At 46.0% G+C, this 15,357-nt stretch carries 14 protein-coding genes; 1 reads left to right on the forward strand and 13 read right to left on the reverse strand.

Annotated features, from left to right (window positions below):
- From NSS82_RS00005 to NSS82_RS00025, 5 genes are all read right to left on the reverse strand, one after another.
- A partial coding sequence (locus NSS82_RS00005) for a stalk domain-containing protein (RefSeq protein ID WP_341109694.1) occupies positions 1-2,861 on the reverse strand: 2,861 nt, incomplete at its 3' end.
- Between the two features lie 152 nt (positions 2,862-3,013).
- The gene (locus NSS82_RS00010; RefSeq protein WP_178944233.1) at positions 3,014-3,211 is read right to left on the reverse strand and encodes a hypothetical protein; all 198 of its coding nucleotides are present in this window, start codon (positions 3,209-3,211) and stop codon (positions 3,014-3,016) included.
- Between the two features lie 135 nt (positions 3,212-3,346).
- The gene (locus NSS82_RS00015; protein ID WP_076272990.1) at positions 3,347-3,562 is read right to left on the reverse strand and encodes a hypothetical protein; all 216 of its coding nucleotides are present in this window, start codon (positions 3,560-3,562) and stop codon (positions 3,347-3,349) included.
- Between the two features lie 316 nt (positions 3,563-3,878).
- Positions 3,879-4,358, reverse strand: a complete 480-nt coding sequence (gene rlmH, locus NSS82_RS00020) for a 23S rRNA (pseudouridine(1915)-N(3))-methyltransferase RlmH (RefSeq protein WP_036677839.1) — start codon at positions 4,356-4,358, stop codon at positions 3,879-3,881.
- Positions 4,359-4,615: 257 nt separating this feature from the next.
- The gene (locus NSS82_RS00025) at positions 4,616-4,966 is read right to left on the reverse strand and encodes an ArsR/SmtB family transcription factor (protein WP_076105174.1); all 351 of its coding nucleotides are present in this window, start codon (positions 4,964-4,966) and stop codon (positions 4,616-4,618) included.
- Between the two features lie 142 nt (positions 4,967-5,108).
- Here NSS82_RS00025 and NSS82_RS00030 point away from each other — a divergent pair, with 142 nt between their 5' ends.
- Positions 5,109-6,521, forward strand: a complete 1,413-nt coding sequence (locus NSS82_RS00030) for an MFS transporter (RefSeq protein ID WP_076272991.1) — start codon at positions 5,109-5,111, stop codon at positions 6,519-6,521.
- Between the two features lie 98 nt (positions 6,522-6,619).
- Here NSS82_RS00030 and NSS82_RS00035 read toward each other — a convergent pair whose 3' ends face one another.
- The 8 genes from NSS82_RS00035 to NSS82_RS00070 form a co-directional block, all read right to left on the reverse strand.
- A complete protein-coding gene (locus NSS82_RS00035; RefSeq protein ID WP_063829780.1) occupies positions 6,620-6,787 on the reverse strand; it encodes a CxxH/CxxC protein in 168 nt (55 codons plus the stop codon).
- A gap of 230 nt (positions 6,788-7,017) precedes the next feature.
- Positions 7,018-8,769, reverse strand: a complete 1,752-nt coding sequence (gene cydC / locus NSS82_RS00040) for a thiol reductant ABC exporter subunit CydC (protein WP_076272992.1) — start codon at positions 8,767-8,769, stop codon at positions 7,018-7,020.
- Complete coding sequence (cydD, locus tag NSS82_RS00045; protein ID WP_076140570.1) at positions 8,766-10,532, reverse strand: thiol reductant ABC exporter subunit CydD; 1,767 nt, start codon at positions 10,530-10,532, stop codon at positions 8,766-8,768. The genes cydC and cydD overlap by 4 nt, the downstream gene beginning before the upstream one ends.
- A complete protein-coding gene (gene cydB / locus NSS82_RS00050; RefSeq protein WP_038573947.1) occupies positions 10,532-11,548 on the reverse strand; it encodes a cytochrome d ubiquinol oxidase subunit II in 1,017 nt (338 codons plus the stop codon). The genes cydD and cydB overlap by 1 nt, the downstream gene beginning before the upstream one ends.
- Entirely contained in the window at positions 11,535-12,938 is a 1,404-nt protein-coding gene (locus NSS82_RS00055; RefSeq protein ID WP_036677831.1) for a cytochrome ubiquinol oxidase subunit I, read from the reverse strand. The genes cydB and NSS82_RS00055 overlap by 14 nt, the downstream gene beginning before the upstream one ends.
- Positions 12,939-13,160: 222 nt before the next feature.
- Complete coding sequence (locus NSS82_RS00060; protein WP_036677829.1) at positions 13,161-13,388, reverse strand: cold-shock protein; 228 nt, start codon at positions 13,386-13,388, stop codon at positions 13,161-13,163.
- A gap of 92 nt (positions 13,389-13,480) precedes the next feature.
- Entirely contained in the window at positions 13,481-13,681 is a 201-nt protein-coding gene (locus NSS82_RS00065; protein WP_019914582.1) for a cold-shock protein, read from the reverse strand.
- 419 nt (positions 13,682-14,100) lie between these two features.
- Positions 14,101-15,348 carry a S1C family serine protease gene (locus NSS82_RS00070; RefSeq protein WP_036677827.1) on the reverse strand — a complete coding sequence of 416 codons (1,248 nt, stop codon included), beginning with the start codon at positions 15,346-15,348 and terminating at the stop codon, positions 14,101-14,103.
- Positions 15,349-15,357 lie beyond the last annotated feature (9 nt).

A 15,357-nucleotide genomic window follows, 5' to 3' on the forward strand; every position in this document is an offset into this window, starting at 1 on the left:
GGTGTCGTTGACGGTGTCGGTGTCGGTGTTGGCATTGGTGTCGTTGACGGTGTCGGTGTCGGCGTCAGCACCTGCGGCTGCTGTGCCTGTTCCTGCTGCTGTCTTTGCTGCTCCAAGGCTTTTTTCTGCTCCTCGAATTTTTGCTTCGCAGCATCCGAAAGTTGTTGCTTCAACTTTTCCTCTGCTTGTTTACGAGCTTCTTCTAGTTTGTTCTTGTTCTCCTGCTCGATTCGTTCTTGTTCAGCTTTGATCCTATCTAATAAGGATTGGTTCTTTGCAGCGGCTAGTTCACGCAGCTTATTTTGCTCCTCCAGCAGCCTTTTTTGTTCTTCCTCCAATTGCTTCTGTTTTTCCTGCAGCTGCTTTTGCTCATCCGTTAATTGAAGTGGCAGGACATTATTTAGGTCGATCTTTGTATCGGAATGCTTATTGACCTGATCAATAAGTGACTGCAACTCTCCTTGATTCATTACTTTCTTTTCAAGCGCCTGCTTTAAAATATTACTGAGCAGATTATCCAAATTATTTTGATATTGCTCCAGGTCGCGCTGAGACAAGCCGCCCGAATTTTTACCAGGGATAGAGCCGAAAGCCTCATTCCTCATTCTCTCCAGTATCTCCGCATTTTCCTGATCTATTTTCTGCTTTTGATTCAATAGTGATTCGATGATAGCAGGTGAAAGTTGATCAACGAGACTGAATGGGTCAACCATAACAGGCTCACTTGGTGAATCTGATCCTGGAAAAAAGTTCAGTACCTGAGTAGGATACACTAAAATTGGATTCTGACTGGTTCCGTTGCCGCTTCCCTGAACCAGTCCGCTATTTACAACAAGCGTCGGCAGCGCCGTAACCGGATCGATACCCACCATGAAATTTGTGCCGCGAACATTGGTCACAGCCGTCGGCGTCAGGATTTTGAAGGTATCCTTGGCATTTATCAGCGAGGACACATTGGCCAAAACCAGCCCGCTCCATAGCATAAAGCTTGTTTGCTTTGTAAGGGTTGTATCACTTAAATTTGATATATACAGCTCCGAATTTTCGCTAATCGTAATTTCATCCTTACGGTCGACCGTCTTTAATATCGCACTCGTATTATTTTCCGTGAGAAGTTGATCGCCTTGATGAAGAGTCATGCCCTTATAGGCTTGGTAAGCCAAAGAACCGCCCGCCTGAGTGACCCAGACCGTTCCTGTAATCTGTTCAAGAACCGCAGTGCGCGACTTACGATCTGCTACAGGTAGCTCATCTACGGCTTCCTTGATTTCTCGCAAAATAACCGTCCTCGTGCTTCGATCCCATTGCACATCTGCTCCGAATGCCTCACTGAAAAATCGGATTGGAACATAGGAACGGCCATCTTTCGTATATGGCGCTGCCTCAATTTCTCGTTGCTCTTCTGCATCCGCCTTCGCATTGTTAATGGAAATCACTTTACTCCCCATTTGCAGCCTGATGCTTACGTCTCCCTTTGTCAATTCAATGGTACGCTGGTTATCCAACAATTCAACCTTATAGCCCAGCATTTCGCTTAAAGCTCTCACAGGCACCATCGTGCGTCCCTTCACAATTTCGGGCTGCACGTCAAGGCTGATCACGGTATCATCGATCACAACCTTCACCTGATCATTGTGGGGCAAATTGGTTGGAAGCTGGTAATACTCAAGCTCACGGATTTTATTGTTATAGCTGTCCGCAATGAGCAAGCCGCCATTTGGCAGAACCGCTACATCTGTCGGATTATGGAGCAGATTATGACCGTTAATGCCATCTACTTGACCAAACTGAGCAGGTACACCAGCAATTGTACTCACATACCCGTCAACAAGATAACGAATCGTGTGGTTCAAGCTATCGGCAATGACTAGTCCCCCATCCTTTGTCACAACGATTCCTCTAGGAGACTGAAAGCGTGCCTGTGTAGCGGCACCATCCGCATAACCACCTTCGACATACAGGCTACCATTCGCATACACAGGCTCCTCCCCCGCAGACAAACCCGCCGCGGTTGTCACTGTACGATTGACCAGATCAATATAGCGAATTACTTGATTGCCTGTATCACTTACATATAAGTTGCCTTTATGGTCGATTGCAATGCTGGTAGGATCATTAAACTTGGCGGTTGAAAGCTTACCATCTGCATAATCACCTGCAGGAACAGCATAGCCGCCAATCACCTCGACGACTCGATCAGATGCAGCGTTAAGCGTAGTCACTTGACCATCCGCTGTTATTTGCCGGATTAAATGATTTAACGAATCCGCAACATACAAGGTTCCATCTGCAGCGACAGCCACATCCTGGGGATGATAGAATCCCGCTTCATTACCTATACCGTCTTCATTGCCGATTATGCCATCACCGGCAACCGTTGTTACCATCCCATCCTTAGATATTTTTCGTATTCGATGATTTTCGGTATCTGCTATGTATATATTACCTTCCAAATCCGTATCCATGCCCGAAGGACCGTTGAACACGGCATCTTCTTTAGCACCATCGTGCCAAGCTCCCTCAGGAGTTCCGTTGTCTTCCGCGTCAAGCATTAAGCCCGCATAGGTAGAAACCTCTCCATTCTTCACTTGACGGATGAGATGATTCCGGGTGTCCGCCACAAGCACAGAACCATCCTTCAAGACAGCGATTCCCTGAGGCATACGAAAAGAAGCCTCTGATGCCGCTCCATCCCAATCGTCAAATTCACCACTTCCTGCAAATACCGTTACTTTTGATAGAGCTTCATGGCTGTCGTCCAGGGACGGCTCGCTTTGAATGCCGGCAGCCCCTGCGGCTGTGCCTCCAATTAATGTGAAACTCATAACAGCGACTAGTAAACGACGATATACTTTCCTCACATTGATCCCCCTTCACCCGATAAAATCCAAGCAACAAAAAAACGACTATAATTCGACTTCCTCTGGACATTATAGTGATAAATATAATAGTTTGTAGTCCTACGAAAGTAGTATTCTATAAGATTATGCGGTAAATAGACGCTTAATTTTCCTTACAGCACCTCTCCTGTATACTTTTTCAGAACTTCATAAACTCCCTTTTTACGGGCACGTTTGATAATGAATTTAAAGAGAGAACGTTGTATCCAGAATGGAATACCCACGACTAGAGTGTTTTGTAGTGTTAAAACGAAAGCGGTATGGGCAAGTGACTTGGGGTTGCCCTTCTCATCTGTTAATCCATCGTCCATGAGCCCGTAATGAATGCGAACCGATTGTTCGAACTTGCTTGGCGGCGTTAGCCGAACGCGGAATACAACTGGCTCTTCATGCTCGTTCGCAAAGGTATGTGACGTTTTAAGTGGGGCAATACGGCGGTTTCCCGCTTATAACACATGCTTTGTTTTACCTAAAGTTACGGTGAGCTTACCTGTAATCACTTCAAATTGCTCTTCAAACTGATCATGAATATGCAAAGGTGGACCTTTGCCAAATGGAGGCAGTGCAACTTCGATTAATAAATACTCCCCGTTCGTATCCTTTGCCGTTTCTAGAAAAGTAATTTGTTCTCCTGTGACTTTATTCTTAACCGTTTGTTCCATTCATGTTCGCTCCTTGTTGATTATTTACCAAAACTAGATGCATAGACGCTTCATTATTAATTGTTTTCACGCAAAAAAAAGTCCTACGAAAGGAGTACACAGTAAAAAGGAGGGGGTGAACGACAAGCACCGCGCACAGTTCAAATCAAAAAATGGAAGAACTCACCAAGTTCTTCCACTCTGTAATAGTTTAAATCCTAAATCGCATAACGCTGGATTTCGGAGTTATTTTTGCAAGTATACAAGTTCGTCTGCACAGCGATCTTCCCCAGAGGTCGCCAATTTCATACCCCCCGGGCCTCGGGGATCGTTCGCCCTACTTATGATACGGTTCCCCCCGATTGATCTTCACCGCGCGATACACCTGCTCCACCAGCACCAGGCGCATGAGCTGATGAGGCAGCGTCATGCGCCCGAAGCTCATGCGCTGCTGCGCGCGGCGCATGACCTCGTCGGAGAGCCCGTGGCTCCCTCCGATGACGAACACGACATGGCTCGTCCCGTAGGTGCCGAGCCGGTCAATTTCTGCGGCAAGCTCTTCCGAGCTCCACAGCTTGCCGTCGATCGCGAGCGCAATGACATGCGCCTCGCTCTTAATCTGCGCGAGGATGCGTTCGCCCTCGCGTCCCTTTACCTGCACGACCTCTGCTTCGCTTAGAGAATCGGGTGCTTTTTCATCTGCCACCTCAATGACCTGAAACTTCAGGTATGGTGTCAGCCGTTTTGCATACTCCGCGATGCCATCGATCAAGTACTTTTCCTTCAATTTTCCTACGCCAATAATTTGAATAAGCATAAGTGCCTCCTGTCATAATCCTCTATAGAAATAGCAAAAGGACGCGCACTGGGCGTCCCTTGTAGTTTTAGTAAGTACCTTCTGTTCTATCACATATTTGGTGGAAAAGAAACGACAATTAAAACGGCCTACTCTTGCGCAGTCCCTAAATGTCCTATTTTTCATGCAATCTATGGATCTCCTGATCCCACGTATTCCTAGATTGCCTGAATCTAGAATTTCATGTATTCCTCGTCCTCAGCAGGTTCAATCCATCCCTACTTACTTTCTTCCTGCTCCTCCATCACAAAATCCGGTTTCCCCCCAGCTTCATAAGCGCTCAATATAGAGTCCAGCAAGCCTGGGAAACGTGCATTAAGATCCTCAGTCCGCAGGGACAACATGCGCTGTGTTCCTTGAACTCGTGTAAAAACAACTCCTGACTCGCGCAAAGTACGGGCATGGTGAGACATAGTGGATTTTGCGATCGGGACGTTGAAGCCGTTGCAAGCCTGTTCTCCATTTAAGTGAATATCCGATACGATATGTAAGCGAATCGGATCGCTGAGTGCATACAATACGGAGGCAAGCTGAATGTCCTTGCGGTCCGGATGAAATAGTATTTTCACGGATGATTATCCCCTTTTGTCGTACGATGAATGCGAAAAAAATATTGGTGTTCCTAATTGCATTTTATATCAACGCATGCTATATTTCAATTGTTCGTAAGTAATCGAACTATTAAACAATAATAAAAGGAGTGCTTCGCACATGACTTCTGTAAATAACCTCTCCGCGAATGCGGATCATGAAGCCTCCGTTCCGGAAGCGCCTCTTCCACGAGAAGGCCTGCTGACCCTGCTGTTCAGTGTCGCTGTGGTTCTCGTCATCATGAATACGGCTATGTTCAATCTGGCGCTGCCTGATGTGACCGAAGCCTTCGGGATTACGGCTGCGTCCGCTTCTTGGATTGTCACCGGGTATTCCATTATGTTCTCGATTGCCTCAATCACGTACAGCCGGCTTTCTGATTTTCTGCCGATTCGCCGTCTGTTGGTTATAGGCTTGTTGACGCTGGGCCTCGCGGCTGTTGCCGGCTTTTTCAGCACCAACTTTATCTTCCTGCTTATCGTACGCATTCTCCAGGCCTCAGGCGCGGGCGCAGTAATGTCCTTGTCGCTTGTCCTGTTTACCCGCTATATCCCGCAAGCTCGCCGCGGCAAAGCAATGGCGACAATTATGTCAGCCGTCTCGCTGGGTCTAGGGCTTGGGCCGGTCGCGGGCGGAGCCATCGTCGAATATCTTGGCTGGATTTGGCTATTCTCTGTAACGGCAGCTATTCTGCTTCTAGTGCCGCTGTTCCGTATCCTGCTGCCCAAAGAAGTACCCACCCGTGGCTCCTTTGATGTGCTTGGCGGGCTGTTCTTGGGCGTCGGCACGACCGGGCTGCTGCTGTTCCTGACCAGCGGGCTGTGGATTGCCTTGATCGCCGGAATTGTCGCCATTGCTTTATTTGTTGGCCGTATCCGCAGCACACCTGATCCATTCGTGATGCCGGAGCTTTTCCGTAACCGCTCATATCTCGTGTTGGCTCTGATCGGAGTTGCCTCCTACCTATGCAGCTTTGCCACGTTATTCCTGCTGCCGCAGATTCTGACTCACCGTTTCGGCTTCAGCGCAAGCCATGCCGGGCTTGTGATCTTTCCGGGTTCGCTGCTCGCCATCTTTGTCTCCCGCTCCGTCGGGCGAATCATTGACCGTTATGGCAATGCGGGGATTTTGCGTTTTGCACCATTGCTCGTATTGACCGCTACCATCCTATTCGCTTTCTTTGCTGGGCGGTCATGGATTGCCGTCATGTTCATCTATATGATTATGAGTCTGGCCTTCACGACACTGTCCAGTAGTGTATCCAATGAAATCTCTCGGATTCTGCCTTCTTCACAAATTGGCTCCGGGATGGGCCTGTTCCAGCTGCTGCAATTCTTCAGCGGCGCCTTCAGCGTGGCTATGGCCGCAAGCGCACTAGAATGGCAGCGCGGACTGCCGCTTTCTGCAGCCTACTCCAATATCTACTGGGGACTCTCTATTGCAGCATTAATCGCCATCATCTCAGCTATTCTCTACCGCCGAGGCAACCGAAGTAGCTCGCTGACCGACATAGTAGATGCAGCAGATGCATAAGACCTAATCGGCTAACACATATATTATTTCATGCAAAAAAACACCCTGCGGCCCATTTCCGGGACTGCAAGGTGTTTTTAATAAATTTTAACAGTCCTTTAGACCACTAAATATTCCGCATTCTTCTCACATTCCGCACATTTGGCCGGCGGGTCCCAGTCCGAGAACTCGGTCTCCTTCAAGTCCACAATATCAGGTGCATCCTCATACTCGTCCACAAATTTGTCGATGGCTAACTCTACATGTTCTTTACATACTACATACATTCAACCAAGCATCCCTTTCTGTGCCGCTGCGGCCTATACTCCTTCTATTGTTCTACCATACTTCCCACGAAAATGGAACTCCTATCTATCCATTCCAGCAATCTGTTCATCCATTGTCTATATTCTTGCCCTACCGAAAAAAAAGATTCCTCTCACCCCAAACGGGCAAAAGGAATCTCTTCACTAATATCTCTCTAATTTCTATAAATGTTATCTACCAACTCTCCATCTTACCCTAGAAACTCCACTGGACGATCCAGCTCATACAATCTGCGGTAACGTGGTTCTTTTTCCATCAGCTCCGCATGGGTTCCACGCATTTCTACCGAGCCATTTTCCATAAAAATCACTTCATCCATCTGCTCTGCACCAACCAAATGATGCGTTACCCAGATCAGAGATTTACCGTCCATAGCTTCAAACATCGTCTGCAAAAGATCACGTTCCGTGCTTGGGTCCAGCCCTACGGTCGGTTCGTCAAGAATGACGACAGGTGTATTTTGCAGCAAAATACGAGCTAACGCTATCCGCTGACGCTCTCCACCGGAGAAACGTTGCCCCGCTTCACGGACAAAGGTATTGTATCCCTCTGGTAACGAGGAGATCAGCGTATCCATTTTGGCTAATGCGCCAGCTTCTTTAATCGCTTGTTCGGAAGCCTTCGGATCACCCATGCGAATATTGTTCGCTACCGTAGTATCAAATAAGTGTGGGCTTTGATTTAGCACCGCAATAATAGAAGGAATATTATCGCCATAGGCAGCCGCCGCGATTCCATTAATCATAGCCGAACCTGCAGAAGGTTGGATAACCCCTTGAATAGCCTTTAACAACGTCGATTTCCCTGCCCCACTACGGCCGATGATGGCAATTTTTTTGCCTTGTGGGATGTCGAGGCTGAGATCACGAACCGACCAGTTATCCTCTGATCCATAGCGGTAACCCACATTTTCGAGCTGGATATGAGCACTTTTTATGGCCTGAGGTAGAACATCAACTACAGATGCCTGTTCGGAAACTATATTATGCTCTTCTCCAACCACTCCAGACAACCGCTCCAGCGAGTTACGGTACTGCGGGATTTTCTCCACAGCTTCGGATACTGGCAAAAAAGCATCTGCCACAGGAAAAACAACCAATACAAACGCCGCAATCAACGTACCTGCAATAGCACCATCCGCATACTCCCCGGCGGCCCAATATAACATCGAAAGCACGCCAACTCCAACAACTGCTTGCCCGATGAACGCACGTAGACGCGCCCAGCTGCGCAGCGCTGCATCCGTTTTGGCCACTTTTTTCTCATCTGCTTCATAGGTCTCCACGAACTGGCTTTGCCGTCCACTAATGACCCAATCGCCCATACCGAGAACGGCGTCAGTCAGCTTTTGATAGAGGCGATTACGCTCTACCTTCACTTCACGTTGACGTTTCTGGGTGAACAACAAAGATATAAGCGGCAATACCACGACCAACACCAAAATATACAAAGCCATTAATAACGCAAAACCGATATCAAAGGTGCCCAACGCAATCACCGCAACCCCGTAGATCAATAAAGCAATAACACTTGGAAATACAGTTCTCAGATATACATTTTGCAAATATTCGATGTCATCAGCTAACATCCCGAAAATATCCCCAGTACGGAAACGCGACGACAGGAACAAGGCCTGTGGCTCCAAAATATTGTACAGGCGCACACGCATTTTAGAAAGAATCCGTAAAATGGTGTCATGCCCAATCAGCCGTTCCACGTAGTGAATGACTGCTCGGCTTGTTCCGAACGTACGTACACCAACAATCGGCACGTAGATCATCAGGATATTTTCGACCGGTGTAGACGCTTTTGAGATCAGAAATCCTGAAGTATACATCAATGAAGAGGCTGTAAATATCGTCAACGCCCCAAGCACAATAATTAGCACAAAACGCCAAAAATACGACGATACATAGGGAGCAAACCATCCTTCACGTTTCAATGGATTCCCTCCAATTGCGACCCAATCAACTCATAATACGCACCCTTGCGGGCAAGTAACTCCTGATGGGTACCGATTTCTGCCACTTGGCCTTGCTTCATTACTACAATAATGTCCATATCTAGCATCCAGTGTAGGCGATGGGTAGCCAGAAAGACCAGCTTTCCTTCAAAAAGAGGCACCATCGTCTCCTTCAGCTCATATTCCGTTTCAATATCCAGATGCGCCGTTGGCTCATCTAGAAGCATAATTGGACGGCTGCTAAGCAGTGCCCGGGCTAATGCCACCCGTTGCTCCTGGCCACCGCTGAACGAACGGCCGCCGCCACCAATCATCTCATCTAAACCATGCGGAAGAGTATCCACCAGCCCCGATAAACCAGTAGCTTTCACTGCCGCGGCAACAGCTTCCATAGAAGCCTCAGGGTAATAAAAACGTATATTATCCGCTAACGTGCCGCTAAAAATATACGGACGCTGCGGGATATATGAGGTCTGTTTTCGCCAAGCCTCATCCGTTAATGCACTAACCGTTGTACTGTTAACCGTGATACTTCCTGAGGTAGGGTGTAAGAAGCCCCCTAATATATCCACTAAAGTAGATTTACCGGCCCCGCTCTCTCCGATAATCCCAATTTTGCTAGCTCCTTTAAATTGCAGGTTCAGCGCTTCCAGCGAAGAAAGCCCTGCTTCCTCATACTTCACGCTAACGTCATTTAATGTGAGCACGCTATTCTCATGCCAAGTGAATATTTGTTCCGATGTTTTTGCTGCAGAACCGACAGATAGATTACCGTTAGGGCCGATTACTTCAGCCTTCACCTCATCTTGATCTATAATGCTCTTCATTGCTTCAGCGGCTTCTTTCCCATCCAAAGTAGCATGGAAATCTGAACCCACCAATCTGACAGGCAGGAAATATTCCGGAGCCAAGATTAGAATCGTTAAGCCCGTAACCAATGTCATCTGTTCATTTACAAGCCGTAAACCGAGGCTTACCGCTACAGATGCTACAGACAGCATAGTGAAGAAATCCAGGGCGAACGATGACAAAAAGGCCACTCGCAGCGTACGCATGGTCGCCGAGCGATAACGATCGCTGACCGTAGCAATGCTGTCGCTATGACTACGACTTCGTCCTAGAAATTTTAATGTTTCTAGCCCACGTAGTGAGTCTACAAAATGATTAGATAATGTGCGATATGATTTCAACTGCCGATCCATTTGCTTACGGGCCGTCATCCCAATCAAAATCATAAAAACAATAATAATCGGCATAGTTACCGTAAGAATAATCCCGCTCGTAGTGTCCATCGTAAAGACGTAAATAAGCACCAAGACCGGTGTAACAGACATCCCTACCATTCTAGGAATGATTGCTTCCAGATACGTGCGGAATTTAGTTACGCCTTCCAGCACTAGTGTAACAAGATCCCCGGTTCCACGCCCGCCCACCATTCTAGGGCCAAGCTGGAAGAGCTTGTCCATCATTTCCCTCCGCATAGTGCTGCCCGTTGCTTCCGCGAAGCGGTAAGAGACACGGCTCATCAGCATAGCACAAGCATGGCGCACAAGAAATGCAAGAAGGAACAATAGCGCAGTGCCCCATTGTTCCTTCAGAGGTTCTCCCGCAAATAGCGCAGAGATGACTTCTGCCAGCGATTTAGCCAGCAGAAGTATGGACAAGCTTTGCACCAGGGTAAGGAAGCCTACAATCAGAAAGACTGGCTTAACTCCTTTATACCCAAGCAAGTTTTTATCCATTAGTATTCAAGATGCTCCTTCTCGTGAACCCGTTTATGAAAGACAAAGTAACTCCAAATTTGATATCCCAATACGAACGGAAGGATGGTCAGTGCCACAATCGTCATTACCTTCAAAGAGTAATGGCCCGAAGCCGCATTAGTGATCGTCAAATTAAAAGCTTGATCAATTGAACTAATCATAACACGCGGGAACAATCCTACAAAGATAGAAGTTACCGAAAGCGCCATTACCGCTCCTGTCATTCCAAAAGCGTAGCCGTCCTTCTTCTTCGTCATGAAGTAACCGGACAGTACAAAGGCGATAACTCCCAGGGCTACAATAATCATAAGAACCGTTCCACGTTGCTCGAAAATATCCGTCATATTATAAGTCATAATCACAAAAGCAGTAAATAAAGCTGCGAGTGGTATCAGCAATTTTTGTGCCAACTTGCGAGCGCGAGCCTGTAGATCACCCACTGTACGCAGCGTTGTGAACATGAGACCATGCACTAGGCACAGAAGGACAACAGTAAGCCCTGCTACTACAGTGTACACATTCACGATATCTGTGAACCCTGCATACATTTGCATATCCCCATCAATAGGCAACCCTTTGATAAAGCTTGCAAACACTACAGCCAAGAGGAATGGTGGAAGGAAGCTGCCGATAAAGATACAGGCATCCCAAGTTCTTTTCCAAGCTAATGAATCACGTTTACCTCTGAATTCAAAAGCGACACCACGCGCTATCAGAGCTAATAAGGCAAATACAAAAGGAATATAGAATCCACTAAACAGCGTTGCATACCACTCCGGGAAAGCCGCAAACATTGCACCCGCAGCTGTGATAAGCCATACCTCATTCCCATCCCAGAAAGGTCCGATCGAGTTAATCAGAACACGGCGCTCTGTATCATTTTTAGCGAGAATTTGTGTTTCCATCCCTACGCCGAAATCGAAACCCTCCAGGAAGAAGAACCCTATAAACAGAACTGCAATCAGCACAAACCACAATTCATTAAGAGATATCATGGGAACCCTCCTCGTTATATGGATCATTCGAATCGCCGTGATCGTTATCCATCGCATAAGGACCTTTTTTAATCACTTTAATAAACAATCCGACCAACACTAATCCTAGAATTAAATAAATCGTTGTAAAAGAAATCACGGAGAACAGAACTTGACCACTTGTAATATTAGGCGACACACTGTCTTCCGTTGTCATCAGTCCGAATACCGTCCATGGCTGACGCCCGAATTCGGTCATGACCCAACCGGCTGTATTCGCAATCGGAGGAAGCAACAAGCCCCATAACATGAACCGCATAAACCAAGTGTTCGGACGGTCCATTTTTTTGCGCCACATTAAGTACATAGCGTACATTCCCAATACAATCATTAACGTTCCTGCTAGAACCATGATCCGGAAACTCCAGAATGTCGTACGTACAGGTGGAATATAGTCACCGGGGCCATAGGTTTGCTCATACTCCGCTTGCAGCTCAAGCATACCTTTAACTTCACCGGAAAATTTACTGTATGAAAGGAAACTCAGCATATAAGGAATTTGAAATTCTCCAGTACTGATTTGATTCTCTGGATCAATGTTTGCCCATACGGTCCAAGGTGCCGGGTCACCACTCTTACCCCACAGTCCTTCGGAAGCTGCCATTTTCATTGGTTGAGTTTCAACCAAATATTGCGCTTGGGCGTGACCAGCAACAGCTACACCAATAGAAGAAATAATCCCTACGATAGCTGCAATCTGAAAAGACTTCTTAAAGAAAGAAACCTCTTGTTTCTTCAATATTTTATAAGCACTAATACCTGTTACAAGAAAAGCACCTGTTGCATAAGCAGCCAGTACTGTATGTGGGAATTCAACCAGCAATTGTCCGTTCGTAATAAGCGCGAAGAAATCATTCATTTCTGCACGTCCATTATTTATCTCAAAACCCACAGGATGCTGCATAAAAGAGTTAGCCGCTAGAATCCAGAATGCAGATAACATCGTACCGAATGCTACCAGCCAGATGGACAGTAAATGTACTCGCTTGGATACCTTATCCCAGCCGAATATCCATATCCCAATAAAAGTAGACTCCAGGAAAAAGGCTGCCAATGCCTCAACTGCAAGTGGAGCCCCGAATACATCACCCACAAAACGTGAATAATCGGACCAGTTCATCCCGAACTGAAATTCCTGCAATATCCCTGTAACTACCCCTACTGCAAAATTGATGAGGAATAGCTTTCCCCAGAACTGCGCCATTTTTTTGTACTCTTCATTACCTTTTCTAACGTACATTGTCTCCATGATTGCAATCAAGAGCGCTAGTCCGATTGATACCGGTACAAAGAAATAGTGGAATATTGTCGTCGACGCAAATTGTATACGCGACAGCATTACTGTATCCATATTTGTCCCTTCCTTCTCCCCTTTTCGTTAATTATATTCTGTCAAAAATTTAAGCTTCTTTTTGTGATAAATGTCACATAAAGATAGTCATTTAACGGTGAAATTCAAATGATTTGTGACAAAGATCACAATTTAGCATAAAGAAAGCAAAAAAAATAAGACGGTTTACCCGTCTTGAGTGGTTCGTCGTTCTATTAAATGCTTGACTCATTTAGGTATTGGTTAGATGGAAATACCCTTCTTCAGCGATTTGAGATCGCCATTCGAATTAAGCAATTGGGGTAGCATCTTCGTGCTGCGAACCATTGGAGAGTCACATAGACGGCAAGAAGGCGCATGTTCAAATGCGAAATTATCCCTCATCCATCCGTTGCATCCCTCATTGGTACATGCCCAAATTGCGGTATTTTCTTCCGGTATTTCTTCCAAAGGTTTCTTCCGGTAGTTCATTGCCGTTCCTCCCATCCTGTAAGTCAATAGTGAGTAACTAGATATAAAAAGACCGTCCCAACTTTCACAAGCTGGGACGGTTTCTTCTATTATTACAGTTTTACAACGTTTTCGGCTTGTGGTCCACGGTTGCCTTGAACAACGTTGAATTCAACGCGTTGGCCTTCGTCCAAAGTTTTGAAGCCGTCGCCAGTGATTGCGCTGAAGTGAACGAATACGTCGCTTCCGCCTTCAACTTCGATAAATCCGAATCCTTTTTCTGCGTTGAACCATTTAACTGTACCTGTTTGCATGTGTGTTACCTCCACAAATTTAAATTAATATGTTCTTTTTATCTTCAAACAAAGAAAAAATTCACACATTGAAAAAGGTTGTATTACCAAATATGACAGCCCTTTTCAATGCGAGAATTAGGGACTAAATGTATGATTGATATCATATTACCACACCTGATTAGCAAAGGCAAGCAAGCATCCGAATATATCCGGTTTTGCCCTAATAAGTATTACCTTCCAATGTAAGGGCTGCCACTTAGTGTTTATTCCCTAAATAGATCCTTTTTCTGGCATAATTATCATGGTTTTAGAAAAATAGCTTTCCCAAAAACGTTACTTTTATCCGCTTTTTCAAGAAGGTACCCCCTCGGAATCGAAGGGGTAGTCCGCTCTACTTGTCGTAACTGCTATCTCATTATATACCGACTTCCAGCATATTATTCCTGTGGTTTTTCAAGAAGTTTAACTGTTGCCTGTTTGGCCTCGCCGTTTCGATAGTAAGTAATTTTCAGATCATCACCGATCTTCGTATGATTATATAAGTACTTGCGAAGAGAAAGGGTAGATATGATGGATTGATCATTAAATTTGGTAATGACATCATTGAATTGCAGTCCAGCTTCCTTCGCAGGGCCAACGGCTTCTAGAACAACTACTCCATCCTTAACACTGTTCGGCAGGTTCAATTCATTGCGTTGATCTTCTGCTAGTGGAACGTACGGATTGTTCAAATCAACTGAATATACACCCAAGTACGAACGGGCAATATGCCCTTTTTCAGCCAGCTCATTAGCGATATCTATCACATGATTCGCAGGAATTGCAAAACCCAGACCCTCTACACCCGTATCTGAAATCTTCATCGTGTTAATTCCAATGACCTTGCCATCGAGATCCACTAACGCGCCGCCACTATTTCCTTCATTAATCGCCGCATCAGTCTGTATCACTTCTTGTTCCCAGTCATATACTCCATCCTGATTAAGGGATACGGGAACCATCCGTTCAGTATAGCTAACAATCCCCGAGGTCAATGTATCACCAAGTCCTAGCGGATTACCGATAGCAATGACCGTTTCACCTAGACGAAGCTTAGAGGAATCACCGAGCTGCGCGATGGTATCGATTCCTTTGGCATCAATAGAGAGTACCGCAATGTCGCTTACTTTATCCGTTCCAACGAGTGTTGCCTTACGGGTCTCTCCGTTCACTGTAACTACCTCGAGATTACCGGAGTCTTCGATGACATGATTATTGGTAATGATAAATGCTTTATTTCCTGTCTTTTTATAGATCACTCCTGAGCCTAGTGCGGACTCATCCAGAATGTTTAATTCTTCATTATCTTCTTTATGATTGATAATACTTACTACTGCAGGGCGAACCGTGGCAGCAGCTTGAATAATCCGGTCAAATGGATCACTACTGCTTGGGGCAACATTTCCAGTTGTTACAACCGGCTTTTGAGCAGTCTCATGACTCATCTGGCCTGTAAACATACTGAATAACAGAACTGCCACCACAGCGCTGACTAAGGAGCAAACGGCGGATATTTGCCAGGTAGATAGCCCTTTACGCGATCTGCGTACAGAATGTCTACGGTTAGCAAACGATCCCTTTGATGCTTCATCCCCTCTGGACCGCGAAACTTTAGTTGAATAGAAATCATCATCAAACAATCCCACCGAAAATCT

The organism is Paenibacillus sp. FSL H7-0735, from assembly GCF_038008505.1.
Classification (GTDB): Bacteria; Bacillota; Bacilli; order Paenibacillales; family Paenibacillaceae; genus Paenibacillus_AQ; species Paenibacillus_AQ odorifer.

Excerpts from the sequence above, each read along its gene's own strand:
- NSS82_RS00055 (WP_036677831.1), bottom strand. The coding sequence starts at position 12,938 with ATGGATACAGTAATGCTGTCGCGTATACAATTTGCGTCGACGACAATA.
- NSS82_RS00010 (WP_178944233.1), bottom strand. The coding sequence starts at position 3,211 with ATGGACGATGGATTAACAGATGAGAAGGGCAACCCCAAGTCACTTGCC.
- NSS82_RS00060 (WP_036677829.1), bottom strand. The coding sequence starts at position 13,388 with ATGAACTACCGGAAGAAACCTTTGGAAGAAATACCGGAAGAAAATACC.
- NSS82_RS00015 (WP_076272990.1), bottom strand. The coding sequence starts at position 3,562 with ATGGAACAAACGGTTAAGAATAAAGTCACAGGAGAACAAATTACTTTT.
- NSS82_RS00035 (WP_063829780.1), bottom strand. The coding sequence starts at position 6,787 with ATGTATGTAGTATGTAAAGAACATGTAGAGTTAGCCATCGACAAATTT.
- cydD (WP_076140570.1), bottom strand. The coding sequence starts at position 10,532 with ATGGATAAAAACTTGCTTGGGTATAAAGGAGTTAAGCCAGTCTTTCTG.
- rlmH (WP_036677839.1), bottom strand. The coding sequence starts at position 4,358 with ATGCTTATTCAAATTATTGGCGTAGGAAAATTGAAGGAAAAGTACTTG.
- NSS82_RS00065 (WP_019914582.1), bottom strand. The coding sequence starts at position 13,681 with ATGCAAACAGGTACAGTTAAATGGTTCAACGCAGAAAAAGGATTCGGA.
- NSS82_RS00030 (WP_076272991.1), top strand. The coding sequence starts at position 5,109 with ATGACTTCTGTAAATAACCTCTCCGCGAATGCGGATCATGAAGCCTCC.
- cydB (WP_038573947.1), bottom strand. The coding sequence starts at position 11,548 with ATGATATCTCTTAATGAATTGTGGTTTGTGCTGATTGCAGTTCTGTTT.